Origin of the sequence: Mesorhizobium sp. ANAO-SY3R2 (assembly GCF_042466635.1) — a bacterium.
Classification (GTDB): Bacteria; Pseudomonadota; Alphaproteobacteria; order Rhizobiales; family Rhizobiaceae; genus Aminobacter.
On sequence record NZ_CP159955.1, the window covers coordinates 320,437 to 346,750 of the forward strand.

The following is a 26,314-nucleotide window of genomic DNA, read 5'->3' on the forward strand; positions in this document are numbered from 1 at the left end:
GGATCCGATTTTCGCTCAAGCCGGTGGAGTCCATCCGAGCGCGAAGAGAGGTCAGTTAGGCGCAAGCTCCAGCCCGGCGATGGAAGCAGAGCCGCACGCCAGATCCATCGAACTGCTTTGCATCAATACCATTCGCACCTTGTCCATGGATGCCGTGCAGAAGGCCAACTCCGGTCACCCTGGTACGCCCATGGCCCTGGCACCGCTGGTTTACACGCTGTGGCAGCGCTTCCTGCGCTTCGATCCGCTGGATCCGATCTGGCCTAACCGCGACCGCTTCGTGCTCTCCAACGGGCATGCCTCGATGCTGCTCTACTCCATGCTGTTCCTTACCGGCGTCAAGGCCGTGGATGCGGAATATGAACAGCTCGGCCGGCCCTCTGTTTCGCTCGAGGACATCCAGCGGTTTCGCGAGATCGGCAGCAAGTGCCCCGGCCATCCCGAGTATCATCTGACCACGGGCGTCGAGACCACGACGGGCCCGCTGGGACAGGGCTGCGCCAATAGTGTGGGCATGGCAATCGCTGGCAACTGGCTGGCAAAGCGTTTCAACCGGCCCGACTTCACCATCTTCGACTACAACGTCTACACGGTCTGCGGTGATGGCGACATGATGGAGGGGGTCTCCAGTGAGGCCGCTTCGCTGGCCGGGCACCTGATGCTCGGAAACCTGTGTTGGATCTATGACAGTAACCGGGTGACGATCGAAGGTCACACCGACCTCGCCTTCACCGAAGACGTGGCGGCGCGTTTTCTCGCTTATGGTTGGAACGTGCGCCGGGTGGGCGATGCCAACGACACAGAGCGCATCGCCCAAGCGATCGAAGCATTTCGTCAGACGAACGACGTTCCCACCCTGATCATCCTGGAAAGCCATATCGGCTATGGTTCCCCGCACAAGCAGGACACCGCCGCGGCCCATGGCGAACCCCTAGGCGTGGAGGAGATACGCCTCGCCAAACGAGCCTATGGCTGGCCGGAGGATACCCACTTCCTTGTGCCCGACGGCGTGCGCGAGCATTTTCGTGCTGGCATCGGCAGGCGGGGCCGGGAGCTCCGCAAGGCCTGGCAGAAGAGATTCAAGGCGTATCGCGAACAGTATCCGCAGCTTGCCGACGAGCTCGACCGGATGCAGACGCGCAAGCTTCCAGATGGCTGGGACGCCGAACCTCCCATCTTTCCGGCCGATGCCAAGGGTCTCGCTACCCGCGACTCTTCGGGCAAGGCGCTGAATGCGATCGCGCCGCGTTATCCCTGGCTGATTGGCGGCTCGGCCGACCTTGCGCCGTCGACGAAGACGCTGCTCGGATTTGAGGAGGCGGGAGATTTTCAGGCACACGAATGTGATGGCCGCAACTTCCACTTCGGTATTCGCGAGCATGTCATGGGCGCAGTGCTCAACGGACTGGCACAGTGCAAGCTGCGTCCCTACGGTTCGACGTTCCTGATCTTTTCCGATTACATGAAGCCGCCCATCCGCCTCAGCGCGCTCATGCAGTTGCCGGTGATCTTTATCTTCACCCATGACTCGATCGGAGTCGGCCAGGACGGGCCGACTCATCAGCCGATCGAGCAGCTCCTCGCATTGCGCAGCATTCCCGGCCTGATCACGCTGCGGCCGGCCGATGCCAACGAGGTCGTGGAAGCGTGGCGCGTCATCATCGGCCAGAGGCATCGGCCCGCCAGCCTCGTGCTGACCCGTCAGCCGGTGCCGACATTCGACCGTACCCGCTACGCCTCGGCCAAGGGCGTGGCGCGCGGCGCCTATGTCATGGCCGACGCCGAGAAGGGCAAGCTGGAGGTGATCCTCATGGGCACGGGCAGCGAGGTCGCGCTGTGTGTCCAGGCCTTTGAAACATTGAGGCAGGAGGGCGTTGCGGCGCGCGTCGTTAGCATGCCGTCATGGGAGCTGTTCGAGCAGCAGGATCAGGCCTACCGCGACAGCGTGCTGCCGCCCGATGTCAAGGCGCGCGTGTCGGTCGAGGCGGGCTCGAAGATCGGCTGGGACCGCTATGTCGGTGAAACGGGGACCAAGATTGGCATGCACACCTTTGGTTCGTCGGCGCCGCTGAAGGACTTGCTCAAGAAATTCGGCTTCACGCCCGACGAGGTGCTTGCCGCCGCCAGGGAGCAGATGGAGGACCGAGGAGACAGACGCCATGAATAACCCGCTCATCCAACTCGAAGCCTACGGCCAGTCGGTTTGGCTGGACTGTCTGAGGCGCAGCCTGATCGACAAGGGCAAGCTGCGGTTCCTCATTGAGAAGGACGGACTAAAGGGCGTTACCTCGACCCCCAGCATCTTCGAGAAGGCGATCGGCGAAACCGAGGAATATGCCTACTCGCTGAAGCGGTTCCCGGCCAATTCCGACCACAGCGTTTCCGCGATCTACGAGCATCTGGCGGTTGCCGACATACGCGCTGGCGCAGATGTCCTGCGCCCCGTCTACGACCAGACCCGGGGCAGGGACGGCTACATCGGCGTGGTGAAGGCAACACAGGCGCGCGGTGACCTGGAGGCGATGGTGGAGCGCGGCCGCCGCGCGTTACGCGTTCATCTCAAGGATGTCGCTGCGGAGCTAGCGGAGCTGGAGCACGCCATGGAAGCGGCGCTCAAATAGATGACGGTTCTGCGAGGAGCCAAACGGATGCAGATCGGCATAGTGGGACTTGGCCGCATGGGCGGCAACATTGCGCGTCGCCTTATGCGTGCTGGGCACCGCTGCGTGGTGTTCGATACCAACGACCAGCCGCGCCAAGCGCTGGCGAGGGAAGGGGCGACAGCCGCCGGTTCGCTGGTGGAAATGGTAAGCGCGCTGCAGGAAAGACCGCGCGCGGTCTGGCTCATGCTGCCAGCCGGCCAGATCACGGAGGACGCGGTGATTTCGCTGGGCGGTCTGCTTGGGGCCGGCGACATTGTCATCGACGGCGGCAATTCCTTCTACAAGGACGACATCCGGCGCGCCAAGAAGCTGGCGAGCAAGCACATCCAGTATATCGACTGCGGCACGTCCGGCGGCATCTGGGGCGTGGAGCGCGGCTATTGCATGATGATCGGCGGCTCGAAGGCAGCCGTGGACCATCTCGACCCGATCTTCTCTGCACTGGCGCCGGGCCTGGGCGACATCCCGCGCACACCGGGACGTGGCGCGCACGATTCCCGCGCCGAGCACGGCTATATCCACGCCGGGCCATGCGGTGCCGGGCATTTCGTCAAGATGGTGCACAACGGCATCGAGTACGGGCTGATGCAGGCTTATGCTGAAGGCTTCGACATATTGCGCGGTAAGGATTCACCCGACTTGCCGGAAGACGAACGCTACGAGCTGAATGTGGCCGATATCGCGGAAGTCTGGCGGCGCGGCAGCGTGGTATCATCGTGGCTGCTGGATCTCGGCGCGGCCGCACTGGCGAGGGACGCGCAGCTCGCCCAGTTCTCCGGTTATGTCCAAGATTCGGGCGAGGGGCGCTGGACCGTGGATGCAGCCATGGAGGAGGCAGTGCCGGTGAGTGTGCTCAGCGCCGCGCTCTTCGCCCGGTTCCGCTCGCGGGAAAAGCATACCTTCGGAGAGAAGCTGCTTTCGGCCATGCGCTCCGGCTTCGGCGGGCATGTCGAGGGCGCCGAGCCCATCGACCCCGAACCCAGCGCGGCGGAGTAGGGAGTGGTCAATCACCGGCCGGCGCTTCAATCATCGCCCATGCGCTGCCCAACCGAGGCTGATCTTTCGGGCAGCCGATGGTGCCGCCCACGTATTTATGTAGAAACATGCCGGGCCAAGGCTGGTTTTGCTATAATGCGAAGCCAAGCCGGACAAGCGGCGAACTGACATGCCCTCCGCGCGCTCGAACGCATTCGTCCTTTTCGGCATCACCGGTGATCTGGCCTACAAACAGGTGTTCCCGGCTTTACAGGCGCTGGCGCGAGATGGTCTGCTCGACATGCCTGTCATTGGCGTGAGCAAATCGGACTGGAGCGTTGACCACCTCATTGCCCGCGCCCGTGACAGCATTGAAAGGCACGGCAGCTATAATGCGCAGGCCTTCGCGCAACTGGCAGCGCGGCTCCAGTATATAAGCGGCGACTATCGCGACGACTCGACATACACGCGACTCCGCACAGCGCTGGGCAAGGCTGTGCGTCCCTTGCATTATCTTGCCATTCCGCCCGAGATGTTCGGAACCGTGGTCAATGGCCTCTCCAGTTCGGGTTGCGCCGAGAACGCGCGCGTCATCGTTGAAAAGCCGTTCGGGCGCGACCTGTCTTCTGCCCAGATACTCAACCGTACGCTGCTGAAGTTCTTTCCGGAGGCGGACGTTCTTCGCATCGACCATTACCTGGGCAAGGAGCCGGTTCAGAATTTGCTCTACTTTCGATTCGCGAATACGTTTCTCGAGCCGATCTGGAACCGCACCTATATCGATAGCGTCCAGATCACGATGGCCGAAACTTTCGGCGTGGAGGGGCGCGGAAGCTTCTACGAGGGTATCGGAGCCATCCGCGATGTTGTGCAGAACCATTTGCTTCAGGTGGTTTCGCTGCTGGCGATGGACGCTCCGGCCGATCATCGATCCGATGCACTGCGCGTCGCGAAACACAAGCTATTCAAGGCTATGCGTCCAATTTTTCCAGGCGACACCGTGCGAGGCCAATTCAAGGGCTACCGCGACGAGCCAGGCGTGAATGCCGCCTCCGAGGTCGAGACCTTCGTTGCATTGCGGCTTTATATCGACAACGATCGTTGGGCGGGCGTGCCCTTTTATATTCGCGCCGGCAAGCGAATGACCGTTACAGCCACAGAAATCACAGTGAGGTTGAAAACGCTGTCCCATGCGGTGTTCGATACTTCCCCGTTCGCTACAGCGAGCTACTTCCGTTTTAGGATCAGCCCCGATGTCGTGATCTCCATGGGCGCACAGGTAAAGATCCCCGGTCATGCCATGATTGGCGAAACCGTGGAACTTGTCGCCCAACGCCATGAGAGTGCCGAAGAAACACCCTATGAACGCCTGCTGGGCGACGCCCTTGAAGGAGACGCTTCGCTGTTTGCCCGCTATGACAACATCGAAGCCGCCTGGCGTACTGTGGCGTTGATTCTTGGCGATACCGTTCCGATCCGGCCATACGAACCGCAAAGCTGGGGGCCGGAGGAAGCTGCGGCCCTCGCAGAAGCCGATGGTGGCTGGCGCAATCCATCGCCGGGAAAGCCATCAGTGGAGACGACCGATGGCGGCTCCCGTTGAGGTACGTACACTGCTCGCAGCGATCGCCTGCAAGCCGACCTGAAGCTTCTCGTCCAGGAATTCAGCATTGAAAACAGTAGGGCCACTCGCGAAAAATTGCCTATCTGCGCAGTTACAGCCAAGCTCCCCTGAAGCCTGCTTTGCGCAACCCGCGCTGGATGTGGGGGCAAGCGCGGGTAAGCCCCCAAAGGAAATCGGATCGGTAGTTTTCGATCATCAGCACGATCGGTCCTTGATTTAGCCCGAGATGGTCGGGGGCCACCCACCCGGCGGGGTTGCCGCCAGCTGTTGCCAATGTCGGATTGAAGCTGGCCTTGAAGCCGTAGGGATTGTCGAGATTGAGGTCGATGTCGTGGAAATGACACAGCGCGGGCAGCACGATTTCCGGTGCAAAGGGCAATGATGCTGCTGTCGCCCAGGGCGACAGTGTGCCGTCGTCGGGGCCGTAAGGCACACCGCGGGCCAGATAGCCAAAAAATTTCCGCTCGACACCGCCGATGATCCGCGTCTGGTCGCCTGGTCCGTCGCTTGCTGTAATGCCCCAACTGCTTTCATGATAGCCGGCGAAATCCAGCGGGTTGCGGATGGCGTATTCCCGCTGCACGTAGGTCGCTTGGCGGCTGTTCTCGAAATAGTCGCTACCATGGTCCTGCATGAAAGCGTCCTTGATGCCGCGAAAATCAAGCCACACATGCGAAAGCTGGTGGATGAACAGCGGCCCGGCATAGAGGAATTCGCGGCCATAGATCTTCTTCCATTGGTAGGTCGAAAGCCAGGCCGTGTAGCTTTCTGGCGACAGGGCGTGCGTCGGCGAACCGAGGCCCAGAACGTAGAGGATAATAGCTTCGTCGTAGCCCCCCCATCGGTAGCCGATGAAGCCGTTCTCGCTGCTCCAGCCGTGGGTGACGGTGGCGCCACCGTTGCGTGCCCAATCCCACTCCACGCGACGGTACAGCGCTTCCGACAATGTCCGGATCTCTTCTTCGTCTTCGCAATCTTCGCAGAAATAGCCGCCGACCGTCAAAACACCGGCCATGAGAAGCGCTGTATCGATCGTGGACAATTCACATCGCCACACCCGTCTTCCCGTGTGCATGTCCAAGAAATGATAATAGAACCCTTTGTAGCCGGTGGCATCGGGCTCAGGCCCCTGTTTGCAGTTCCAAAAGAAGCGCAGCGTGGCGAGCGTTCTCGCGCATGCTTGTTCGCGACTTATGAAACCGCGCGCGACCCCGACGGGATAAGCCGTGAGCCCCAGACCAACCGCCGCGATGCTCGCAGGGGAGTTTCTTCTCGACCGGTCGGCAACAAGGCCGTTGGCGGGATTGGCTTCTTGCAGGAAATAATCGAATGTCATGCGCTGAAGTACAGCAAGGAGAGCGTCACTTGAGGGGGGCTTTTTTGTCCGTTGTTTCATTCGGTTCGCCTGTGTGCAACGTCCTTGGTGTGCGGCGATCGATTGCAGCCATACGAGGCCAATCCCCGCTATCACGTCATCTTGTGGCTGAGGCACACGCGGGCCACTGACGACTTCATCGACAGCCGAAACTGCTAGCCGCGACACAGGATGCGCAGGCGTGCGTGAGCGTCGAGCGCACTCCGGCGCTCGTTATACGCGCCGCCCCCGATCTCATCGGTGACTTCGGAAAGGGTCTTGATGCTCGCGTTCAGCCGGTCGACAGCATCGGTAAGCTCGGGCGTGACCGTGACGTGTGAGGCGGCACGCCGTACCAACCGCCTGACAAGGGCAACCGGAAACGGCTTCCTTGCCTCTTGAATCAGGCTGGCGATTTCATCGAACGGATCATTGCCGCCGGTCACTGGCAGCCTCATAGAAACACGAACGTCAAGATGGTCGCCGTAGTGGCGATGAACATCGCGTAGTAGATCCAATCTGACAAAGTCATGGCGTCCTCGTGGCTTTGGCCACGCGTCCTATTGGTCGGGTACCACAACGCCGAACTCGGTGAAATGATCCACGCTCTGCGGCGAGGTCGAGATCACAAACCGCATGACCACCCCAATCGCCCTGATCACTACGACGGCCAAACAGTACCTAGTGCACCCAATACCAGCCCAAGAAGCAGCCAGGTTGACGCCCTCCGCAGTGTGGGGCGGACGACCGCTTGACCAAAGTTGTGCTAAAGGCGCCAGCGGCGCGGCCCCATGTGCGGGTCCACGCACGACCAAGCTCGTCTGTCCGGCTGTAAAAAGCGACGGGGCTTGTTATTGGAGGCGATCACCCCCGACAGGAGACGCAGACTCTCAGGGCAACTGGAACGTCAGCGTTCGCCATGCGTTTATATATCTGCGTATGTGTGCGCCCTCGCGCAGTCCTTGCTGTGCGGACGCCGCTCCCGTGGAGGATGCAATGACGACGGACGTCTCTGTTGTTGCGCGCTCGGGGCTACTTGTTCTCTGCGCGCTGAGCGGCACCTCGCTGCCGGCAATCGCTGGTCCGGTCTCGGTGCCAAATCCAACTATTGCCAATGCAGTTGGCGAGGTGCGTGGTTCTCTTCAGCCGCAAAAATCTGTGCTCGTGTACCCGGAAGTTGGCGGGTTTGATGGCATGGTGCAACTCGTTGGTCATGGCAGGTGGCGCATGCATGGCGGTCACGGCTGGCATGGCGGCCATGGCTGGGGCGGTCATGGTGGGTGGCATATGCATGGTGGCCACGGCTGGGGTGGCCACGGCTGGCATAGTGGCTGGCACGGCGGTCATGGCTGGCGCGGCTGCTGGAATTGCGGCCATTGGCATGGCGGTCACGGTTGGCACAATGGATGGTATGGCAACGACTTCGCATGGGGCTTTGGTTTGGGGCTCGCCGCAGGTGTGGCGGTGCCAATCTACCCCCGCTACTACTACTATTACCCCTACTATGGATACGGTCCCTACTATGGGTATGGCCCCTACTAGCACGAGCGTACATAGGTGGAGTTGGCTTGGTGTCGATCGGGCGCGAGTAGTCGGTATTACCCCACACCAAAGACGCTTGTTATCGGGCAATTGTTGGGACGCTCCGATCTGGGCGACCTAGAAGACAGCCAGATATTTCAACAGCGATATGATGCCGATCAGGATGACTATGATCTGAATGATCTGCCGTATCCGGCCCTCGATCGGAAGGCGTTGGACGAGATACAGCACAAGGATCACGACGAGAAACGTGATCAGAATGCTGATGATTACCGATAAGCCCATGACCGTGTCTCCATGGTCGGCGTCCCAGCGCCATCGCAATAACGCGCGTCACGCCAATGGGTTGCTCGCACTCCCTGCCGCAAGTTGATGCTCAAACGCCTGGCCCAGTCCCATGCTACGACGCTGATCAGTGGCATGGCGACAATCCCACGAAAACTGGGACACATTGGAACGAATTGGGAGCGCCAGAGTTTGCCGTTCTGGGCAACAGATAAGGAAAACCGCCATGCGTCGGGCTCTCATCGCACTCGCAACCACTGCCGTCTTTTTGGGGGCAGCTCATGCACAGACGGCTGAGACCACAACGACTCAAGAATTTGTGACTGCCCAGCCAACCGACGTGCTGAGCTACAATCTCGTCGGACTGGACATCAAAAACAGCGCAGACGAAACCGTGGGCGAGATCAAAGACCTTGTTCTCTCCAACGATACCCTTGCAGGCTACATTGTCTCGGTGGGTGGTTTCCTCGGCATGGACGAGCACTATGTTATTGTCAGTCCCAAGGCAGTGAAAATTACTTACGTTGAGAACGACAAGAAGTGGACGGCGACCATGGACGCCACCAAAGAGCAGCTAAAGGCCGCTCCGGGATTTAAGTATGAAGGCCGCTGGGATCGAAAGTAGTTTGTCACACGCCAGACTTGGCTCGTCGCTTCTCAAAGGTGGCGGGCCTTTGGCGGTTTAGCGGCTCGCTCCAGAGGGAATGGGGGAACCATTACTTCCGCCACTCACGAATTGGTCCATGTCCAAAAAAGCGCTCGCCGGAAAAATGGCAAATAGGTCCCATTCAGGCGATCCGCCAACCCGGCCAGGTTTGTTGAGGATCCTCGGCCCTGGCCTGATAACAGGCGCTTCCGATGATGACCCCAGCGGAATAGCCACCTATTCCCAGACGGGCGCACAGTTCGGATACGTTCCCACGTGGACACTCCTGTTCTCATATCCGCTTATGGTCGCCATTCAAATTATCAGCGCCCGCCTCGGGCGTACGACAGGCCGCGGTATCGCCGGCAATCTCCGGAAGTTCTATCCGAATACAATCGTCTATGTCTGCGTATCACTGCTTTTGGTCGCGAATATCATCAATTTAGGGGCTGACATCGGAGCTATGGCTGATGCGGTGCGCATACTGATTGGCGGTCCGCAGATCGTCTATGTCCTGTTGTTCGGCACCATCTGCGTCTTGATGCAGGTCTTTCTCTCGTACAAGCGCTACGTTGGCGCCTTGAAGTGGCTGACGTTTGCGCTGTTCGCCTACATCGCAACGCTGTTTTTCGTCAAAATAGACTGGTCCGCATTGGCACAGAGCTTCCTTGTGCCACATCTGTCACTCGACAAAGACTACCTGACTGCCATCGTCGCCATCCTCGGCACTACAATCAGCCCTTACCTCTTTTTCTGGCAATCTTCGCAAGAAGTGGAGGATATCAAAGCTGTTCCTGAACGGAAGGCGTTGAAAACTGCGCCGAAACAGGCGGAGGATGCCGAAGCTCGGATCCGTCTGGACACCTTCGTCGGCATGGGCTTTTCCAACATCGTTGCCTTGGCGATCATGGTGACGGCCGCAGCGACGCTTCATGCCAACGGCATCACAGATATCGAAAGCTCTGCCCAAGCAGCACAAGCGCTCAAGCCCGTGGCCGGTATCATGGCCGAGACCATTTTTGCGCTTGGCGTCGTTGGTACCGGACTGTTGGCGGTGCCAGTCCTCGCCGGCTCGGCGGCATATGCCGTTGGAGAGACCCTGCGTTGGCCGACGGGACTAAATCGGAAGCCAAAGCACGCAAAGGCCTTCTATGCGACGATTGCGATTGCGACGCTGATCGGCGTGGGGCTTAATTTCACTCCGATCAATCCAATCAGAGCCTTGTATTGGAGTGCTGTCATCAACGGCGTCGTTGCCGTTCCGATCATGGCCATGATGATGTTGATGTCGACGCAACCCCGCATCATGGGCAAGGAGACAATCGGGCGCTTGCTTGGAACGTTCGGCTGGCTCTCCACAGGGGTGATGGCGCTCACGGCTGCCGCTATGATCCTGACTGGTTTTCTTTAGGCGAGCAGTGCACGTCCGTGGCGTTCCTGGAACCAATCCATCGGGCGAAAGTTTGATTGGTCACCTGACAACTGGAGAAGATTTGGCGTCACCTATGGCAGGCTCTCACATCAAGGAGATGATCCCGTAACGCTAAGCCCACAGGAGGTAGCAATGGGACGAGGAATTTTGCTTTGGCTACTCGGGGTGCCTATCCCGATCATCCTGCTGATCCTGCTGTTTTGGCATTAGGACGCGACCATGCAAAACCTAGAAGCGGCTTCTAGCGCCTCCCCTGTTGAGGAATCATCTTCACCGGCTATAAGATGGGGACCAATTTTCGGTGGGGCCGTCGCAGCGTCAGCAGCCAGCATTTTTCTGGTGTTGCTTGGCTCGGGACTGGGGCTGAGCGTCATTTCTCCTTGGCCGTCGCAGAGTGTGTCACTGACAACCTTTGCAGCTTCAGCTGCTGTTTGGCTCGTCGTTGTGCAATGGCTCTCATCGGCGATCGGTGGTTATCTGGCGGGGCGCCTCAGGACTAAGTGGGTCGGCGTTCATACCGACGAAGTGTTCTTTCGTGACACCGCGCACGGCTTTTTGTCTTGGGCGTTGGCGACCGTATTTGTCATCGGGATATTGGTCTCTGCCATCGGTTCGGCGGTTGGAACCGGCGTGAAAGCCACGGCCAGCGCTGCGTCAGGTGCTTCGGCTGGAGTTGCAGCCGGTGCTGCAAAAGAGGTGTCCGGCGATGGCGGCTATTTCATCGACACGCTGTTTCGTCCGGGAAATGGCGCGAGTGTTCCAAGCGATTTAAACGGCTCGGAGGCGGTTGCTGCGCAAGCGGCTCGCATACTGGCGAATGCCGCGTTAGTGGGTGAGATGCCTGCCGAAGATAAGGCTTATCTGGCAAGACTTGTCGCGGCAAAGACCGGACTAGCGGAAACCGATGCACAGGCCAGAGTCGATGCGGTTCTGAGGCGGGTTGCCGCTGCGAAGGCGGATGCAGAAAAGACCGCTGACACGGCAAGGAAAACAGGCTTAACGGTCGCCTTGGTTGGCGCACTATCGCTGCTAATCGGAGCATTTGTTGCCAGTGCGGCAGCCGCGTATGGCGGCATGTTGCGCGACGATGAAGAGATGAGGCTGACTGAGCAAAGCCCGCAAGGGCTCTAAGGTGTCGAACTTCAACAGCGCGTGTCACCCAATGGGTCACGCCGCCTACACCTACCGTCGCGACGCTGGGAAAACGTCCTCGGTTCTGGAACTATCGGGCGCCCGGGGCATTGTGGGATATCCCCCACAATCAGGAGAAGTGCAATGGCACACGAGAAACTGAGCGATCTGTTCCACGACACGCTGAAAGACATCTACTACGCCGAGGGTAAGATCCTAAAGGCCCTCCCAAAGATGGCTAAGGGCGCACAGTCACCGGAACTCAAGGCTGCCTTTGAAAAGCATCGCGAAGAGACCGAAGGTCATGTTGAGCGCCTCAAGCAGGTGTTCGGTATCATTGGCAAGCCGGCCCAGGGCAAGACCTGCGAGGCTATCGAGGGGATTCTGGGGGAAGGCAACGAAATCCTTGCCGAGTTTAAGGGAACGGCGGCATTGGACGCTGGGCTGGTTTCTGCAGCTCAGGCGGTTGAGCACTACGAGATTGCTCGCTACGGCACGCTGAAACAATGGGCCAAGGATCTCGGGCTGAAGGATGCGGTCAAGCTCTTGGACCAGACTCTCACTGAAGAGTCCAAGACCGATGAAGCATTGACACGCTTGGCTGAGGGTGGCGTCAATCACAAAGCAATGGCCGCTTGAGCTTCTGTTTCACTGCAGCCGTCCCGAGGCCAGTAATGCTTCCTTTTCGTCCTGCTCGTTGCCGCCCAAAAGCGCGGCAACCGATGCGATTAAGGCGCCTATCAGAATGAGCGATATGGTCAGCCCGGCCTTGCGGGCGGTATTGGCGGCATGTTTGGCTCCGGCCTTGGCATCGTCGATCCGACCAACCCGTGATATCGTCGAGGAGCCCCCGTATTTGGTGACAGGCTGACCTATCCCCACAGAAGAATGAGTGGGGAAGCCACGAACAGAATGCAGGCCAGAATCCAACGACCCTTTCCGTAAGTCGGCATGTCGGAAAGCGGCAGCAGCCAGCGAACCAGCGCATAACCGAGGGCAATAATCACGCTGTAGATCAAGGCCCAGATGAAAATTTGCCAGCTGCCGCCGAAAAGGCCGATAGCTAGGCCGAAGCCTGTAAGCGCTCCAAGGACCCCATAGCCGACGTCGAACATCAACGTTGTGGTCGTGGATAGTGGCCGCCAAATGCTTGGAAAGGCGATCGCAACAGCAGCGGTGAGAAGCCAGATACTGACGATCGCCTGAAGTGTGGATGACTCTGCCACTGAGGTTGCGACAATTGTCAGTCTATCAGGTGTCGAAAGATGCACGAGTTGAGCAAGACCATTTATCAGCGTGGCCCAAATCCAGAGCACGAACGCACAGATGGCAAAAATAGCGAAGTTGCCGCCTGACCGCTTTACGAGCTCATCCAGAAACATTGCCGAACTCCCGTTTGCTAAAGAGGTTAGCATTGATGCGAACCTATCGGAATTCGGTGCTCAAGCGCTTGCCTCCCCGCGAGGGGTTCGAGCAGCTTGTCTCAAGCTGTGAGCCATTGCTGCGCGTCGCTTTCATCACAAGCCCGCTGTTGAAAGGTGGGGGGCAGCCGCGCCTTTCTCCGCTATCCTTCGAGAAAGTGCCCCAGCGCTTTTAGCGGCTGCAGCCGATCGGAGACAATTTTCAGCATGGCCAGTATGGGGACGGCCAAAATAGCGCCAGGGGCCCCCCACATCCAAAACCAGAATATCAGTGACAGGACCACGAGGACCGGGTTCAACGTAAAGCGACGCGCAAGTAGCATCGGCGTTAGCGTTTCACCCTCTATCATGTGGATGCCGAGGTAGAGGGCTGGCGGCAGCAATGCCCACCACAAGCTGTCGAAGGTCAGCATCCCCACGAGGAGGAAGATGCCGATCCCAAACAGCGGCCCCAGGAACGGAATGTAGTTGAGCAAGAAGGCTGCGGCGCCCCACAATAAGGGATCGGATACGCCACATAGATACATCATGGCAGCCGTTGCCGCGCCGACTACGGCATTCATGGCAGTAATCGTCACCAGATAGGCAGATATATCCCCCTCGATCTGTTGGGATATCTCGACGGCTTGCCGCTTGTCGCTGAACTTCGGCAGGATTTCGACGAGTCGACGAAGGAATTTATCGCCCGACATCAGGAGGAAATACAGCACCAAGATTGTCGTAAATAACCCGTCCAGGATGGATCGGACGCCGGAGATCAGCGCGCCTGCGAGGCCGTGATCACCGCCGAGCGTAACGGTGGAGCCTTTCTGTTCTGAGGCGTTGACGATCTGCTCGGCCTGCTGGATGGCGGATCGCAGCACTTCGATCGTACTGTTCAAGGGCATCAAGTGAGCCTCAAGCCGAGGTATCCCTTGCGGTAGCTTCTGCGCCCAGTTCTCTGCCGGTCCCGACAAGGCCACTATGAAGCCAGCCAGCGTTCCAATTACTAGTATGATCGACAACAGCGCTCCGATTGCCCTGGGTATATGCAGGCGCTCCAGGATGCGAACTGTAGGCTGCAGGAGGAGCTTGAGCACGAAAGCGAGTACAACGGGCAAGACGATAGAGCTTGCAATGTAGGTCGCAGCCAGAACCGCAAGTACAAACAGACCTCCGAGAAAGAAAGTTGCCGGATTGGACGGCAACCTCATCTCCGTCCCGGGTGCAGGCTCAATCAAAGCGGTATCCAGAGATGTCTGATCTCCATCGCGGGGCACCGACAATGTGAGGTCCGATTCTGGATCTGGGGCTGAAATCATCATAACTTCATCCCGGTCCTGAGGAGTACCTCATTTCCGGGGTGAGCATAGCCGATATCATTGTTCTCCGCAGCATGGGAAATCGGAAAGACCGAAGCATCTGGTTATTGCGCTGCTTGGAGGCTTTAGCGGCCTCGGAGGCAGGCGGCATTGTGGGACAGATACTAAGGCGGCGGCGGTCTTGGACTGCTGCTGCTCGTCTCGATTGTCCTAGTTCTACTAGGGTGCTGTGGTTCGCAATTTGCGAGCCGGCAGTCAGTAACGACGTCTCGAGTGCAGCAGTCGCGCAGCAAGTGCTCCGGCGGTCAAAGACGCCGCTATCAACGATATCAACGTGATATCCCGCAAATAGATGCCGGGCCCGATTTGACGTCTCGAGCCGGATGTCACTTCGACTGCATGTGCCTCAGCTACCGGATCGGGGGGCGACCTGCTGCCATGTCGAATGGAGTAGGTATGGGCCAGCTCCGCGCCGAAAAGAAATATCTGCGAAGAGTAATAGACCCAGAGCAGCACAACCAGCAGCCCGCCCGCGGCACCATAAGAGGATGCTATTGCGCTGGATCCGATGTACCAGCCGACCAGTGATTTGCCGCCGGTGAAAAGCGCTGCTGTAACCACAGCGCCTGTGATCACATCGCGCCATGTAAGACTGCGATCGGGCAAAATCTTGTAGATCGCCGCGAACATCACGCTCACGAGCGCAAAGGAAACAACGGAATTAGTCGTGCTGAGGATGATCGTTCCGAACGGCAGGCGGACGTTGATGATCTCGCTCATCGCGGAGATCGCCGCACTCGCGACAAGCGACACAAGCAGCAGGAATCCAAGGGCTGCGACCAGGCCGAGGCTTGCAGCGCGCGTCCGCATCAGGCGCGATACAGAGGTGGCCTGCGGTTCGACCTTCCATATGATGTTCAGTGCAGACTGCATTTCGCCAAACACACCCGATGCCGTCACAATCAGGGCAATGAGGCCTGCGATCGTCGCCCAGGTCCCTGTAGTTTTTGAAGAGGCACTTTCGAGCGTCACTTGAAGCAGATCGGCGCTTTGGTTGCCCATGAGACCCGAGACTTGCGCCGATAATGCGAGCTGCGCAGCCTCTTGGCCGAACGCGACTCCGGCGATCGCGACAACGATGAGAAGGATTGGCGCCAACGATGTCGCCGCATAAAACGCCATTGCAGCTCCATGGCTCAGGGCGTTGTCATCGATGAAAGCGAATGCACTTTCTTTTGCAAGATTCCAGGCGTCCGTGATTCCATTGCGCATCACACGACCCCTTTTCTCCTTTCGCACATGAGATAGGGCCCGCTTAGCTGCAATCGAGGGGTGAGCTTGCCATGGAAAAACTGACGACGGCATAGCCATATCGTTGGTTCATGCCTGACCGGAACTAGATCACGTGCGTTGCGAAGGTGGAGGAAGAGGCATGCGAGCGCGAATGTACTCAATGCGTGCTCGCCAGATGCTCGATGGATCGCGCACCGCGCCTTCGTTTATCGGTCGCTGCCAGTCAGATTGGGGCGGCACTAGATTCTTAGGGATGCGCCCAATAACCATTACACGCGACGAGATCCACTCAGTGCTCGGACCAGTAGACGATATCGTGGTTGCATAAATCCTGCTCCAAGGGGCGACCTTGGACGAACTCAGGGAAGCCTGGGCCTGGATCTGCGAAGAAGATGCCTTGATTAATGATGGCCGACCTCTTCCGGGGGTGCAAGTCGCTACCCTCATCGAACTGCTTCAGCCCGAAGAAGAAGAAGAAGACAAGCCGAGAACACAACGATAGCAAATGCAGCACGGCACCACATTGTAGCGGGTGCAGCTATCCGTGAAAATGTGATTCCGACGTTTAGCCGTCATCTGTCCGTGGTGTGGTAGTCGCGAGGAAGTTTCAAGTCTGCCTCCATCGACGGGTCACTGCCGGTGGAGTCTACAGTTCCGGCGCCGGCGCGCCGTGACAGGGATCAAAGGTGGGCTGGGTTGATCGATGCGCGATCCTTTGGCCGAACATGGCCTGCGGTTTTGACACCCTTATTATCGCGGCAGCCTCAGTCGTGCTGATGCCGTACTTATCGGCAAATTCAACGACTTCATAGCACTCCACTTCCTCATAGGCGTCGCGCCGGATCCATCACGACTCCCTTGAAGGCTCCGCGCCTAAGGCCCAAACTCGTCCCACTCTCTTGCCAGGCTCTCCGGCCGGGACGCCGGTGCTCTATCCGATGGATGTGAAACGACAAGCGAACTGGCGCAATGCAACCAAGATCGATTCAGCGGGAGTCGAGGCGGTTTAGGTCCAGTAACCGCGTCGAACCGCGCTGCCCGAAGCCATGCCAACGGCAACGCCTATGATGAAGCCAAATAAGGCAGCCGCGCTGAGTGCTGTGGCGGTCGTTCCAGGGTTCTCGCGCGCGATCTCAGACACGGTGTGCGCCTCTGCTCCAAGCTTTTTAGCGGCGCGCGATGCTCGAGCCGACGCAGTCTCTATGGCCTCACTGGCCAGCCTGGCACTGCGTTCGGCGATGGAATCGCTGATTTTGGTTATGTCTTTTCGCAACTCCAAAATCTGCTTCTCGAACGCCTTACGCATATTTTGGACATCGGTGGCATCAGTTTTGGGTGTGTCGGCCATGGGCGTGTCCTTCAAGTTCACTTTCATAAAAACGGGGTCGGCAGGAGAACGTTCCGACTTGCGCCACCGAGATCGCTGAGGCCTCACATGCGCAAACGCCTCACACCTCGCGAACAGTTCGAGCAACCATTGGCGTGGGAACCGTCAGCCAACCTCAGCGTTTTGTACTTTGGGACGAGGCGTGGTCTTAACCTTTCAGCCACGCTCAATTGAGGCCTGTCAGCAGCGGCGCGACTGGCCTCTTTTTCCTTCGTATTTCGTCAATATCGCGCTCCTGCCGCGAGTGGACGTAATCGAGGAGAACGAACATGAGAACGCTCATATCGCCTTGGGGACCCTTACTCTCTTGGCTGGCGCGTCATGGGCCGCAACCGTCAACGGTATCGTGAAGGAATTCAAGCAAGACACGCGAGTGATCACGCTAGCGGGCGGCAAGAGTTACACCGTACCCGCCGATGTGGCTCTCCCGGCCGACTTGTCAGCAGGCACACAGATCACATTTACGACCGATGACAGTGATGCTCCCAAGGTCACGGCTGTGACCGTCGCGATGTAACATCACCCTGAAAGGTCCGCTGCTATCCAACGGGGCCTCTGAGTCTGCGCCGGCAACATCGTCAACAAGGAGAATAGCACTGCTGGCGGGCTGCTGTTTGGCTGGAAGGTGTTATCCGCAGCCCGGTATAACCGATAGCGGTTGTAGCACCACCGCACAGCGGATTACTTCCTCGGCAAATCGGTGGAACCAGTCTCGCGCTGTGGCAGTTATGCTTCCAGCTACTAGTCAGCCAGGCCACACGGGAGGAACCCATGGCCAAATGCAACCAGTGCGGCAACGACTACGACAAAACGTTTCAGGTCAGTAGAGACGGGCAAACATGGACCTTCGATAGCTTCGAATGTGCGATCCAAATGCTTGCTCCGATATGCGCCCATTGCAGTTGCCGGGTCATCGGGCATGGCGTGGAGGGGAGCGGCAAGATCTACTGCTGTGCCCACTGCGCCGAGGAAAAGGGCGTCCAAGGCCTTGAGGATCGCGTCTGACCAACGTCAGCTACAATGGGCCCCGCTGCCAAAGGTAGCGGGCTTTTGGTCATGCCCAGCGGCTTCTTTGCGCCTCTTTACCCGCTCTTAGGCGGTGGCGGGGTTTTTGTCGTTTGTGTTCACCTAGCACATTCTGCGCTGGATCGGTCTGTCTTCAACTACCTCGTGCCGCGCCAGGGCATCGGTTGAACACCGACTGCTTAGCGCAACGGGGTGTTGACCGAAAAGACTGCATCCTGCCCTGGCGTCCACGACGTAACGACGATTTCCACTTCCCTTCCGTGACGCAAAGTGAGTGTCACGTTGCTCGCTCTAAAGGCCTCGTCGTCGAGAGCCTCTAAATCCGCCCACAGCCGCCCATCGGCGCGGTCGCTCCGACGTGTATTTTGTATTCGCAATGCCCGAACTCAGTACCGGCGACTTTCAAGACGCCTTCGCCATTGATCCAATAAGCCATGATCCCCTCCCATTTCCGGCAGAGTGCGCATAATCACGCAGGGGTCAATCCATGTCGCGTTCATGTCGCGTGGATTGGCCGTGAACCAGTTGAAACCCTTGGAAATCAAGGGAACTCAGTTGCAACACGATGCAACATGCCACCAGCCAAAATCGGAACCTAAGTGTTTGATTTAGTTGGTGATCCCGACAGGAATCGAACCTGTGACCTACAGATTAGGAATCTGCCGCTCTATCCTACTGAGCTACGGGACCACTCGGCTGCACACATAGCGGCTTCAGGCGGTTTCGCCAACGGTTTTTGGACAATTTTCCAACGATGTCTGCCGGGCTTTGGACTGGCGCGCTGCTGGTGCGGGCAAGGCATTTGCGCGAGGCGGGCAATCACTTTTGGCCTGCGGCCGGAACGGAAGCCCCGACCGTGCGTTGAGCGCTGCCTGTCGTCGACAGCCAAAATGGAGATCAAGATGCTAAGGACAGCAATCATTGGGCTGACGGCCCTCTGTATCTCTGCGCCCACATTGACCTATGCCCAGACCGCCGCTCCCAAGGCGGCGAAGGAGGCCCAGGAATCCATCAACTGGAAGGCACTGACCGAAGCACGAATCGACGTGGTCAAGGCCGCGCTGCAACTGACACCCGAACAGGAAAAACTCTGGCCGCCCGTCGAGGCGGCGATCAAGGCCAGGGCCGAAGCTCGCCAGGCTCGTATTGCGACCTTGAAAAAGATGCAGGAACAGGAGCCGGACTTCTTCGACCTCATGCGCGACCGCGCCGACAACATGACCCAGCGCGCCGCCGGATTGAAGCAACTCGCCGATGCCTGGCAACCTCTCTACCAGTCGCTCGACGACAAGCAGAAGGCGCGGTTGATGGTCCTGGCGAAGGTTGTGATGCATGAAGCGAGGGGCGCCGTCGAAAGGCATCGCATGCAATATGACGATGATGGAGACGGCGGCGACGAGTAGCACCATCCGTAGAAGTTAGCTGGTGTCTCGGTCGGATACCTCACCAGGAAATCTGAAAAAAGCCCGTCCCGGCGAAGCGAGGCGGGCTTCTCGTCGGTGATGGCAGAACTGTCCCGACCATCGGTGTCCTGGCAGGCGTTGCATCGTCAGCCTTCGGGCGAGTTGGGTGCGATGCCTGACCGGCAAGCGGGCTCGCGATCGACGCTCCGGAGGCAACAGGCGGTGCCTATACCGCCAACGCGGTCTCCGCCAGCCGCACCCAGTAGCTCACGCCGTGTGGAATGACCTCGTCGTTGAAGTCGTAGGCAGGATGGTGCAGGCCAGCGCTGTCGCCATTGCCGATGAAGATGAAGGCGCCGGGGCGAGCCTCCAGCATGTAGGAAAAATCCTCGCCGCCCATCAGCGGCTGGATCGCCCTATGCACCTGCGGCTCGCCGGCGATGGCCGCCGCGACATCGCCGGCAAACACCGTCTCTTCAGGGTGGTTGAAGGTGACCGGGTAGTTGGCATCGTAGTCGAGTTCGATCTCGGTGCCGGTGGCATCGGCCACGCCGCGGCAGATGGCGCGCATGCGCGCCTCGGCCATCTTGGCCACGTCTTTCTTTAGCGTGCGCACCGTGCCGGCCAGCACCGCAATCTCGGGGATGACATTGTAGGCCGAGCCGGCATTGAACTTGGTCACCGAGACGACGATCGCCTCGGCCGGATCGGTTGAGCGCGATGCGATGGTCTGAAGTGCCGCCACCACCTGGCTGCCGGCGACGATCGGGTCGATCGCACGGTGCGGGATCGCCGCATGGCCACCCTTGCCCTTGACGGTAATGGTGAATTCGGCGGTCGCAGCCATGATCGCGCCGGGCCGGATGGCGAACTCGCCGACCGGCAGGCTCGGCATGTTGTGCATGCCGAAAACCTTCTTGATCGCAAAGCGGTCCATCATCCCGTCCTTGACCATTTCGTTGCCACCGCCGCCGCCCTCTTCGGCGGGCTGGAAGATGACGGCGACGGAGCCGGCGAAATTGCGCGTCTCGGCGAGATATTTCGCCGCTCCCAAAAGCATAGCGGTATGGCCGTCGTGGCCGCAGGCATGCATCTTGCCGGGCACGGTCGAGGCATAGGGCTTGCCGGTGATTTCCTCGATCGGCAGCGCGTCCATGTCGGCACGCAGGCCGATTGCTGCTCCAGCGCCGAGCCGGCCCTTGATAATGCCGACCACGCCGGTCTTGCCGATGCCGGTCGCGACCTCGTCGCAGCCGAACTCCCTGAGCTTGGCGGTAACAAAATCGGCGGTCTCGAAGACGTCGAAGTTGAGTTCCGGCTTCTGGTGCAGGTGGCGGCGCCAGCCGGCGATCTCTTGCTGCATTTCTGCGGCTCGGTTCAGGATCGGCATGTTCTGTCTCGGCTTCCCGTTTGGCTGGACCAGAGGTCCCGATTCGCAAATGTGATCGCGTTTGCTCTGCCATCTTCGCGTCACATAGGCTATTTAGCAGCGGCGGCGACGCGGGGCCATGAGTCCTTGACCATCCCACCCGTCTCCACCCCGGTTTATGGAAATCTTATGGACGGCCGGCTATGATCGGCAAGAGGCGATTTCGGATTTCATGATGCAGATGCAGTACGTCAAAAGCATGCTCCTTGGTCTTGCCGCCGCAACAGCGCTCGGTGCTGCGCCGGCCGCGGCCAATCCGACCTTGCTGTTCGACGTCAACAGCGGTGCCATCATCGAGCACCAGGACGCCTTCCAGCGCTGGCATCCTGCGTCGCTGACCAAGCTGATGACGGCCTACACCGCGTTTCGCGCGGTACAGGCGGGCGAACTCGCGCTCAATTCGCCGATCAAGATTTCCAAGAAGGCGGCATCTTTTCCGCCGGCCAAGATGGGCTACCAGCCCGGCTCGGTGCTGACGCTCGACAACGCCATCAAGATCATCATGGTCAAGTCGGCCAATGACGTGGCCGCTGCCATCGGCGAGAATGTTGGCGGCTCCACCGAGGCCTTTGCTGTGCGTATGAACGCCGAGGCGCAGCGCCTGGGCATGACAGGCAGCCACTGGGTCAACGCCAACGGGCTGCATGAACCCGAGCAGTATACAACGGCCCGCGACCTCGCGATCCTGGTCAGGGCGATCCGCCTCGAGTTCCCGCAATATGCCTCCTACTTCAACATCGAGGGCATCATCGCCGGCAAGGCGAAGCTCAAGAATTTCAACCCGCTGGTCGGCCGCTTCCCCGGCACGGACGGCATGAAGACGGGCTTCGTCTGCGAATCGGGCTTCAACCTGATCGCTTCGGCGACCCGCGACGGCAAGACGCTGGCGGCGATCGTGCTGGGCGCTCCGTCGCCCAACGAGCGCGCCGAGGACGCCGCCAAGATGCTGCAGAGCGGCTTCATCCGCGCCGGCGTGAGCCCCGTGACGGTGGCGACGCTGGCGCCCTATGGCGACAATCGCGACCAGGAAACCAACATGCGCGGCGAGGTCTGCTCCAAGAAGGCCAAGCACGCCGCTTCCGACGGTCCGGCCCCGAGCGAGGCAGGCGCCGGTCCCGACAAGGTGTCGATCATTCCCGAGATGACGCGCCAGCGCACCTGGGTCACGGTCAGCCTCGGCGGTGCGACCGGGCCGGTGCCGAAGGCGATGGTCGGCCGCGACGTCATCGAATATGCCGACGTGCCGCTGCCGACCTGGCGTCCCGACATGCCCGCGCCAGTCGGTGCCGAACCGCTCGCCCAGGGCGCAGCCAAGGCCCGCTCGTGAACCCGCAGGCCTCATTCCCGATCCCGGTGTCGGTGCTGACCGGCTTTCTCGGCGCCGGCAAGACGACGCTGCTCAACCGGCTGCTCAAGGATCCCGAACTCACCGACACGGCCGTCATCATCAACGAATTCGGTGACGTCGCCATCGACCATCTGCTGGTCGAGAAGGCGTCGGACGGCATCATCGAGCTTTCCGACGGCTGCCTGTGCTGCACCGTGCGCGGCGAGCTTGTCGACACGCTCGCCGATCTCGTCGACCGGCTCCAGACCGGCCGTATCCAGCGCCTGGCGCGGGTGGTGATCGAGACCACCGGCCTTGCCGATCCGGTGCCGGTGCTGCAGTCGATTATGGGCCACCCGGCGCTGCTGCATGCCTTCCGGCTCGACGGGGTCATCACCGTGGTCGACGCCGTCAATGGCGCCGCCACGCTCGACGCGCATGTCGAGGCGGTTAAGCAGGCCGCGGTCGCCGACCGCATCGTGCTGACCAAAGCCGATCTGGTCGACGATGCCGAATGGCTCGACGCGCTCAGGGAACGCCTCGGTCGCATCAATCCCGGGGCCGAAATCCGCGCGGTGGAAAGTGCTGCGGCAGCACAGCTTCTGCAATGCGGCCTCTACGATCCGGCGACCAAGACCGCCGACGTCCGCCGCTGGCTGGGCGAGGCGTCCGAACAGGCGCATCACCATCACGGCCATGATCATCATGAGCACGATCGCGCGCATCATCACCATGATACCCGCGTTGGTTCGTTCACGCTTGTGCATGATGGCGCGCTGCCGTTCACGACGGTCGAGATGTTCCTCGACCTGCTGCTTTCGACGCAGGGCGACAAGCTTCTGCGCATCAAGGGCATCGTTGAGCTGAAAGAAGATCCGGCGCGGCCGCTGGTCATCCATGGCGTGCAACGGATGCTGCATCCGCCGGCGCGCCTGCCGTCATGGCCCGACGCTGTTCGCGGCACCCGCTTGGTGCTGATCGGCATCGACCTGCCGCGGGACTATGTGGAACGGCTATTCGCGGCTTTCGTCAACAAGCCAACCATCGACACGCCTGACCGCGAGGCGATGGAAAACAACCCGCTGGCAATCGCCGGGCGGTAGGTTCTGATGTGCCTCCTTCGAGGCTCGCTACGCTCGCACCTCAGGATGAGGACCGCTTGCGCTCCCTGCTTGCGAGTTGAGTATCCAAGTTTTCTTGAGCTATCGATCACCGTGCTTTGAACATTGCAGCCCTGCCTCGGTACCTTGGCACGGGGCGCCGGTCACAACGGTCCTCATCCTGAGGTGCGAGCGCAGCGAGCCTCGAAGGACGCAGTGGCTCACACCCCCTTAGCCGCCGCGTTCGACGAGGAACCGGTGGCCGCCTTCGACTGGCTGGGTCTCGACCAGCCTGTGGCCGGCTTCCTGGCAGAAGGCGGGAATGTCGATCACTGCCAGAGGATCCGTGGTTTCCAGCCACAGCAGGCTGCCGGGCGCCATGTCGGCGAGGCGGCGCTTGGCCTTGAGCACGGGCAGGGGGCAGTTCAGTCCCCTGAGGTCGTAGGTCTCAGCGATCTCGTTCACCAGATCAGCTGCCGAACAGGCCGAGCAGCCGCTTCTTGAGTGCGGAGCCGGCGGCCACCTGCTCGGCGGGCGCGGCCTCTGCCGCCTGGGTCTCGGCGGCGGTCGGCGAGGGAGTGGGCACGGCAGCGGTGGTCACCACCGGCAGCTGGGCGGCAGCCTTTGCGGCCTTGGCTGCGGCAACGGCGGCAGCCTTTTCTTCGGCGGCCTTTTTCTTCGCTGCCTGCTCGGCCTCGAGCGCTGCCATGCGGCGACCTTCAGGCGAATCGATGCGGCCCATGCGCTCGGTGACGGTCACCGTGCCATCATGGTTCAGGGACGGCGGCTCGATAGGCACGCGCTCGCCGCGAGCGCGCTTCTTGGTCCACTCCGAGACGATGGCCGCTTCCTTGATGCCGGCAAACGTCGGCTTCGGTGCTTCGGCGCTGCTCTTCGAGGCGCTGGCGAAGGCTGCCTCGTACTTGGTCTGGTAGGCCTGGTAGGCGCTCTGGAGGCCCTCCGGCTGCGTGAAGGCAGGGCAGGCACCGGTCGCGTTGAACGCCGCTGTTCCCTCGGGAATGCGGTTGAACACATAGCGCTTCTCGCAGACATCGACCTTCGGCGGCACCTTGGTGATCTCGAAGTGGTCGTAGCCTTCCTTCAGCATCGCCCAGAACTGGTAGTTCGGGTCGTTGCGATAGCGCGCCATGTTGGCGGCGGTCATGCGGAAGGGGAAAGCCTGGATCTGGAATTCGGTCTGGCCACCCTGGAAGGCGTCGCGGCCGAAGGCATAGATTTCTTCGATCTGCGCGTCGGTCATCGAATAGCAGCCCGAAGACGAGCAGGCGCCATGCACCATCAGGTTCGAGCCGGTGCGACCATTGGCGCGGTCATAGGTGTTGGGATAGCCGATGTTGAACGACAGGTGGTAGCTGGAGTTCGGGTTCATCTGCGAGGGCCGGACCGAATAGAAGCCTTCCGGCGCCTGGCGGTCGCCCTCGACAAATTTCGGACCCAGCTTGCCCGACCATTTGCAGATGTCGTAAGCGGCGATGATGTCGTAGCGGCCGTTGGTCTTCTGTTTCCAGATCTCGACCTTGCCTTCTTCCTTGAAGACGCGCGCCATGATTGGCGACGCGCGCGTCATGCCCTTCGCCTTCATCTCGGTCAGTATCTTCTCTGGCAGGCCCTTGTTCTTGGGCGAGAAGTCATTGATGGAAGATTCCGAGCAGCCGGCCACCGCAAGAGCGGCGATAAGCAATCCGGCGCGTGCGATATTGGCGATCATTGGTACTAATGTCGTCTCATTTGCAGCCGCGGCGCGTTCACGCCGACGGCTGGCCCGTCCTGATAGTGCTTCGACCTTAAGGTCGTTAACCTTGATAAATCCTTACCGCAGTCCTCGGCCCGTCCCACACGCGCAAAAATTACGGCAAGTTCATTGAACCCGCGGAGGCGGCATTTTTGTGGCGAAAAAGTGTCGTGGGCGAATTTGGCCACGAACTGCAATCACAGGCTGCGGCCGATGGCCAGATATTTGTCACGCCGCTGCTCGCGGAAGTCGCCATTGGACTGGCCGAACTCCCTGAGTGTCTTGGCAATCAGGTCGCCGGTGGCCGAAATCACCGCCTCGGGATTGCGGTGCGCGCCGCCGAGCGGCTCGGCGATGATCTGGTCGATGATCTTGAGGTCGAGCAGGTCCTGCGCGGTGATCTTCATGTTGGTGGCGGCATCCTTGGAGCGCGTGGTGTCGCGCCACAGGATGGAGGCAGCACCCTCCGGAGAAATCACCGAATAGATGGCATGTTCAAGCATGAACACGCGGTTGGCGGTAGCGATGGCGATGGCGCCGCCCGAACCGCCTTCGCCGATGACCACGGCTATCGACGGCACCTTGAGGCCGAGGCAGGTCGAGGTCGAGCGGGCGATGGCCTCGGCCTGGCCGCGCTCTTCGGCGCCGACGCCGGGATAGGCGCCGGCCGTGTCGACCAGCATCACCACCGGAATGTTGAAGCGGTCGGCCATCTCCATCAGGCGCACCGCCTTGCGGTAGCCTTCGGGGCGCACCGAACCGAAATTGTGCTTGAGGCGGCTCTTGGTGTCGGAGCCCTTCTCCTGGCCCAGAACCAGCACTGGCTCGCCGCGGAAGCGGGCGAAGCCGCCGACCATGGCGGCGTCCTCGCCGAAGTTGCGGTCGCCGGCAAGCGTGGTGAAATCGGTGAACAGCGCCCTGACGTAGTCGAGGCAGTGGGGGCGGTCGGGATGGCGCGCCACCTGCACCTTCTGCCATGGCGTCAGCGCCTTGTAGGCGTCGCGGAGCGCATCGCGCGAGCGCTTTTCCAGCCGCTTGATCTCGTCTCCGACGTCGACCGCTTCGCCATTCTCGGCGAGCTTCTTGAGCTCGAGGATCTTGCCTTCGAGGTCGGCAACGGGTTTTTCGAAATCGAGGTAATTGTACATTGGCGAGCGGATTACCACACTGAAATGGAAGGCACCGGTGGCACGAAAAATGCGGCCCCGCGCCAGTCGAACTT

General features: G+C 60.1%; 27 protein-coding genes, 1 tRNA gene and 1 pseudogene. 15 read left to right on the forward strand and 14 right to left on the reverse strand.

The genetic code is table 11. The features are described 5' to 3' along the window. Positions 1–79: 79 nt before the first annotated feature. The 4 genes from tkt to zwf all read left to right on the forward strand — a co-directional run bounded on the left by tkt (position 80) and on the right by zwf (position 5,241). Positions 80–2,167, forward strand: a complete 2,088-nt coding sequence (gene tkt, locus ABSY17_RS06320) for a transketolase (protein WP_378952474.1) — start codon at positions 80–82, stop codon at positions 2,165–2,167. Beyond that, positions 2,160–2,621: a transaldolase family protein gene (locus tag ABSY17_RS06325; protein WP_378948120.1), complete on the forward strand. Its 462-nt coding sequence runs from the start codon at positions 2,160–2,162 to the stop codon at positions 2,619–2,621. The genes tkt and ABSY17_RS06325 overlap by 8 nt, the downstream gene beginning before the upstream one ends. A gap of 27 nt (positions 2,622–2,648) precedes the next feature. Then, on the forward strand, positions 2,649–3,659 hold the full coding sequence (gnd, locus tag ABSY17_RS06330) for a phosphogluconate dehydrogenase (NAD(+)-dependent, decarboxylating) (RefSeq protein ID WP_378948123.1): 1,011 nt from the start codon (positions 2,649–2,651) through the stop codon (positions 3,657–3,659). A 169-nt stretch (positions 3,660–3,828) separates the two neighbouring features. Further along, the gene (gene zwf, locus ABSY17_RS06335) at positions 3,829–5,241 is read left to right on the forward strand and encodes a glucose-6-phosphate dehydrogenase (protein WP_378948126.1); all 1,413 of its coding nucleotides are present in this window, start codon (positions 3,829–3,831) and stop codon (positions 5,239–5,241) included. A gap of 112 nt (positions 5,242–5,353) precedes the next feature. Here the strand turns inward: zwf and ABSY17_RS06340 are convergent, their stop codons facing one another. Both ABSY17_RS06340 and ABSY17_RS06345 read right to left on the reverse strand, forming a co-directional pair. Then, a complete protein-coding gene (locus ABSY17_RS06340) occupies positions 5,354–6,658 on the reverse strand; it encodes a glucoamylase family protein (RefSeq protein ID WP_378948129.1) in 1,305 nt (434 codons plus the stop codon). 134 nt (positions 6,659–6,792) lie between these two features. Next, the gene (locus ABSY17_RS06345) at positions 6,793–7,062 is read right to left on the reverse strand and encodes a hypothetical protein (RefSeq protein ID WP_378948131.1); all 270 of its coding nucleotides are present in this window, start codon (positions 7,060–7,062) and stop codon (positions 6,793–6,795) included. Between the two features lie 550 nt (positions 7,063–7,612). Here ABSY17_RS06345 and ABSY17_RS06350 point away from each other — a divergent pair. Further along, on the forward strand, positions 7,613–8,158 hold the full coding sequence (locus ABSY17_RS06350) for a hypothetical protein (RefSeq protein WP_378948133.1): 546 nt from the start codon (positions 7,613–7,615) through the stop codon (positions 8,156–8,158). Between the two features lie 117 nt (positions 8,159–8,275). Here ABSY17_RS06350 and ABSY17_RS06355 read toward each other — a convergent pair whose 3' ends face one another. Next, the gene (locus ABSY17_RS06355; protein ID WP_378948135.1) at positions 8,276–8,443 is read right to left on the reverse strand and encodes a Thivi_2564 family membrane protein; all 168 of its coding nucleotides are present in this window, start codon (positions 8,441–8,443) and stop codon (positions 8,276–8,278) included. Positions 8,444–8,669: 226 nt separating this feature from the next. Here ABSY17_RS06355 and ABSY17_RS06360 point away from each other — a divergent pair, with 226 nt between their 5' ends. The 4 genes from ABSY17_RS06360 to ABSY17_RS06375 all read left to right on the forward strand — a co-directional run bounded on the left by ABSY17_RS06360 (position 8,670) and on the right by ABSY17_RS06375 (position 12,291). Further along, positions 8,670–9,068: a PRC-barrel domain-containing protein gene (locus ABSY17_RS06360; protein ID WP_378948138.1), complete on the forward strand. Its 399-nt coding sequence runs from the start codon at positions 8,670–8,672 to the stop codon at positions 9,066–9,068. A gap of 118 nt (positions 9,069–9,186) precedes the next feature. Then, on the forward strand, positions 9,187–10,500 hold the full coding sequence (locus ABSY17_RS06365; protein WP_378948140.1) for an Nramp family divalent metal transporter: 1,314 nt from the start codon (positions 9,187–9,189) through the stop codon (positions 10,498–10,500). Positions 10,501–10,740: 240 nt separating this feature from the next. Continuing rightward, on the forward strand, positions 10,741–11,652 hold the full coding sequence (locus ABSY17_RS06370; protein ID WP_378948143.1) for a hypothetical protein: 912 nt from the start codon (positions 10,741–10,743) through the stop codon (positions 11,650–11,652). Positions 11,653–11,796: 144 nt separating this feature from the next. Continuing rightward, positions 11,797–12,291 carry a ferritin-like domain-containing protein gene (locus ABSY17_RS06375; protein WP_378948146.1) on the forward strand — a complete coding sequence of 165 codons (495 nt, stop codon included), beginning with the start codon at positions 11,797–11,799 and terminating at the stop codon, positions 12,289–12,291. Between the two features lie 9 nt (positions 12,292–12,300). On the opposite strand, the gene ABSY17_RS06380 is transcribed toward ABSY17_RS06375, so the two are convergent. The 4 genes from ABSY17_RS06380 to ABSY17_RS06395 all read right to left on the reverse strand — a co-directional run bounded on the left by ABSY17_RS06380 (position 12,301) and on the right by ABSY17_RS06395 (position 15,646). Then, on the reverse strand, positions 12,301–12,582 hold the full coding sequence (locus ABSY17_RS06380) for a hypothetical protein (RefSeq protein WP_378948149.1): 282 nt from the start codon (positions 12,580–12,582) through the stop codon (positions 12,301–12,303). Further along, positions 12,525–13,034, reverse strand: a complete 510-nt coding sequence (locus ABSY17_RS06385; RefSeq protein ID WP_378948152.1) for a hypothetical protein — start codon at positions 13,032–13,034, stop codon at positions 12,525–12,527. The genes ABSY17_RS06380 and ABSY17_RS06385 overlap by 58 nt, the downstream gene beginning before the upstream one ends. A 182-nt stretch (positions 13,035–13,216) precedes the next feature. Then, a complete protein-coding gene (locus tag ABSY17_RS06390) occupies positions 13,217–14,377 on the reverse strand; it encodes an AI-2E family transporter (protein ID WP_378948154.1) in 1,161 nt (386 codons plus the stop codon). Positions 14,378–14,629: 252 nt separating this feature from the next. Further along, positions 14,630–15,646, reverse strand: coding sequence for a YihY/virulence factor BrkB family protein (locus tag ABSY17_RS06395; protein WP_378948157.1), 1,017 nt, complete (start codon positions 15,644–15,646; stop codon positions 14,630–14,632). A 370-nt stretch (positions 15,647–16,016) separates the two neighbouring features. Between ABSY17_RS06395 and ABSY17_RS06400 the strand changes: the two genes are divergently transcribed. Continuing rightward, a complete protein-coding gene (locus ABSY17_RS06400; RefSeq protein ID WP_378948159.1) occupies positions 16,017–16,169 on the forward strand; it encodes a hypothetical protein in 153 nt (50 codons plus the stop codon). 504 nt (positions 16,170–16,673) lie between these two features. Here the strand turns inward: ABSY17_RS06400 and ABSY17_RS06405 are convergent. Further along, entirely contained in the window at positions 16,674–17,015 is a 342-nt protein-coding gene (locus tag ABSY17_RS06405; RefSeq protein ID WP_378948162.1) for a hypothetical protein, read from the reverse strand. Between the two features lie 181 nt (positions 17,016–17,196). Between ABSY17_RS06405 and ABSY17_RS06410 the strand changes: the two genes are divergently transcribed. Further along, the gene (locus ABSY17_RS06410) at positions 17,197–17,571 is read left to right on the forward strand and encodes a hypothetical protein (protein WP_378948164.1); all 375 of its coding nucleotides are present in this window, start codon (positions 17,197–17,199) and stop codon (positions 17,569–17,571) included. 61 nt (positions 17,572–17,632) lie between these two features. Here ABSY17_RS06410 and ABSY17_RS06415 read toward each other — a convergent pair. Beyond that, positions 17,633–17,758 (reverse strand): annotated as a pseudogene (locus ABSY17_RS06415) (BA14K family protein); the annotation flags it as partial. A gap of 67 nt (positions 17,759–17,825) precedes the next feature. On the opposite strand from ABSY17_RS06415, the gene ABSY17_RS06420 reads away from it, so the two are divergent. After that, on the forward strand, positions 17,826–18,059 hold the full coding sequence (locus ABSY17_RS06420) for a hypothetical protein (RefSeq protein WP_378948167.1): 234 nt from the start codon (positions 17,826–17,828) through the stop codon (positions 18,057–18,059). 634 nt (positions 18,060–18,693) lie between these two features. Here ABSY17_RS06420 and ABSY17_RS06425 read toward each other — a convergent pair. Then, a tRNA-Arg gene (locus ABSY17_RS06425) sits at positions 18,694–18,770 on the reverse strand. 212 nt (positions 18,771–18,982) lie between these two features. Between ABSY17_RS06425 and ABSY17_RS06430 the strand changes: the two genes are divergently transcribed. Next, positions 18,983–19,483: a Spy/CpxP family protein refolding chaperone gene (locus ABSY17_RS06430; protein WP_378948170.1), complete on the forward strand. Its 501-nt coding sequence runs from the start codon at positions 18,983–18,985 to the stop codon at positions 19,481–19,483. A 226-nt stretch (positions 19,484–19,709) separates the two neighbouring features. Here the strand turns inward: ABSY17_RS06430 and ABSY17_RS06435 are convergent, their stop codons facing one another. Continuing rightward, the gene (locus tag ABSY17_RS06435; protein WP_378948173.1) at positions 19,710–20,873 is read right to left on the reverse strand and encodes a M20 aminoacylase family protein; all 1,164 of its coding nucleotides are present in this window, start codon (positions 20,871–20,873) and stop codon (positions 19,710–19,712) included. Between the two features lie 211 nt (positions 20,874–21,084). Between ABSY17_RS06435 and ABSY17_RS06440 the strand changes: the two genes are divergently transcribed. Together ABSY17_RS06440 and ABSY17_RS06445 are read left to right on the forward strand one after the other, a co-directional pair. Next, positions 21,085–22,239, forward strand: coding sequence for a D-alanyl-D-alanine carboxypeptidase family protein (locus ABSY17_RS06440; protein WP_378948176.1), 1,155 nt, complete (start codon positions 21,085–21,087; stop codon positions 22,237–22,239). After that, positions 22,236–23,342, forward strand: a complete 1,107-nt coding sequence (locus ABSY17_RS06445; protein WP_378948179.1) for a CobW family GTP-binding protein — start codon at positions 22,236–22,238, stop codon at positions 23,340–23,342. The genes ABSY17_RS06440 and ABSY17_RS06445 overlap by 4 nt, the downstream gene beginning before the upstream one ends. 228 nt (positions 23,343–23,570) lie before the next feature. Here the strand turns inward: ABSY17_RS06445 and ABSY17_RS06450 are convergent, their stop codons facing one another. The 3 genes from ABSY17_RS06450 to ABSY17_RS06460 form a co-directional block, all read right to left on the reverse strand. Next, the gene (locus ABSY17_RS06450; protein ID WP_378952477.1) at positions 23,571–23,807 is read right to left on the reverse strand and encodes a sulfurtransferase TusA family protein; all 237 of its coding nucleotides are present in this window, start codon (positions 23,805–23,807) and stop codon (positions 23,571–23,573) included. A 1-nt stretch (position 23,808) separates the two neighbouring features. Next, positions 23,809–25,068 carry a L,D-transpeptidase family protein gene (locus ABSY17_RS06455; protein ID WP_378948182.1) on the reverse strand — a complete coding sequence of 420 codons (1,260 nt, stop codon included), beginning with the start codon at positions 25,066–25,068 and terminating at the stop codon, positions 23,809–23,811. A 221-nt stretch (positions 25,069–25,289) separates the two neighbouring features. Next, complete coding sequence (locus ABSY17_RS06460; protein ID WP_378948185.1) at positions 25,290–26,240, reverse strand: acetyl-CoA carboxylase carboxyltransferase subunit alpha; 951 nt, start codon at positions 26,238–26,240, stop codon at positions 25,290–25,292. Positions 26,241–26,314 lie beyond the last annotated feature (74 nt).

Coding starts and splice junctions, on each gene's coding strand:
- tkt (WP_378952474.1), top strand. CDS start 80: ATGGAAGCAGAGCCGCACGCCAGATCCATCGAACTGCTTTGCATCAAT.
- ABSY17_RS06325 (WP_378948120.1), top strand. CDS start 2,160: ATGAATAACCCGCTCATCCAACTCGAAGCCTACGGCCAGTCGGTTTGG.
- gnd (WP_378948123.1), top strand. CDS start 2,649: ATGCAGATCGGCATAGTGGGACTTGGCCGCATGGGCGGCAACATTGCG.
- zwf (WP_378948126.1), top strand. CDS start 3,829: ATGCCCTCCGCGCGCTCGAACGCATTCGTCCTTTTCGGCATCACCGGT.
- ABSY17_RS06340 (WP_378948129.1), bottom strand. CDS start 6,658: ATGAAACAACGGACAAAAAAGCCCCCCTCAAGTGACGCTCTCCTTGCT.
- ABSY17_RS06350 (WP_378948133.1), top strand. CDS start 7,613: ATGACGACGGACGTCTCTGTTGTTGCGCGCTCGGGGCTACTTGTTCTC.
- ABSY17_RS06355 (WP_378948135.1), bottom strand. CDS start 8,443: ATGGGCTTATCGGTAATCATCAGCATTCTGATCACGTTTCTCGTCGTG.
- ABSY17_RS06360 (WP_378948138.1), top strand. CDS start 8,670: ATGCGTCGGGCTCTCATCGCACTCGCAACCACTGCCGTCTTTTTGGGG.
- ABSY17_RS06365 (WP_378948140.1), top strand. CDS start 9,187: ATGTCCAAAAAAGCGCTCGCCGGAAAAATGGCAAATAGGTCCCATTCA.
- ABSY17_RS06370 (WP_378948143.1), top strand. CDS start 10,741: ATGCAAAACCTAGAAGCGGCTTCTAGCGCCTCCCCTGTTGAGGAATCA.
- ABSY17_RS06375 (WP_378948146.1), top strand. CDS start 11,797: ATGGCACACGAGAAACTGAGCGATCTGTTCCACGACACGCTGAAAGAC.
- ABSY17_RS06385 (WP_378948152.1), bottom strand. CDS start 13,034: ATGTTTCTGGATGAGCTCGTAAAGCGGTCAGGCGGCAACTTCGCTATT.
- ABSY17_RS06390 (WP_378948154.1), bottom strand. CDS start 14,377: ATGATGATTTCAGCCCCAGATCCAGAATCGGACCTCACATTGTCGGTG.
- ABSY17_RS06395 (WP_378948157.1), bottom strand. CDS start 15,646: ATGCGCAATGGAATCACGGACGCCTGGAATCTTGCAAAAGAAAGTGCA.
- ABSY17_RS06405 (WP_378948162.1), bottom strand. CDS start 17,015: ATGGCCGACACACCCAAAACTGATGCCACCGATGTCCAAAATATGCGT.
- ABSY17_RS06420 (WP_378948167.1), top strand. CDS start 17,826: ATGGCCAAATGCAACCAGTGCGGCAACGACTACGACAAAACGTTTCAG.
- ABSY17_RS06430 (WP_378948170.1), top strand. CDS start 18,983: ATGCTAAGGACAGCAATCATTGGGCTGACGGCCCTCTGTATCTCTGCG.
- ABSY17_RS06435 (WP_378948173.1), bottom strand. CDS start 20,873: ATGCCGATCCTGAACCGAGCCGCAGAAATGCAGCAAGAGATCGCCGGC.
- ABSY17_RS06440 (WP_378948176.1), top strand. CDS start 21,085: ATGATGCAGATGCAGTACGTCAAAAGCATGCTCCTTGGTCTTGCCGCC.
- ABSY17_RS06455 (WP_378948182.1), bottom strand. CDS start 25,068: ATGATCGCCAATATCGCACGCGCCGGATTGCTTATCGCCGCTCTTGCG.
- ABSY17_RS06460 (WP_378948185.1), bottom strand. CDS start 26,240: ATGTACAATTACCTCGATTTCGAAAAACCCGTTGCCGACCTCGAAGGC.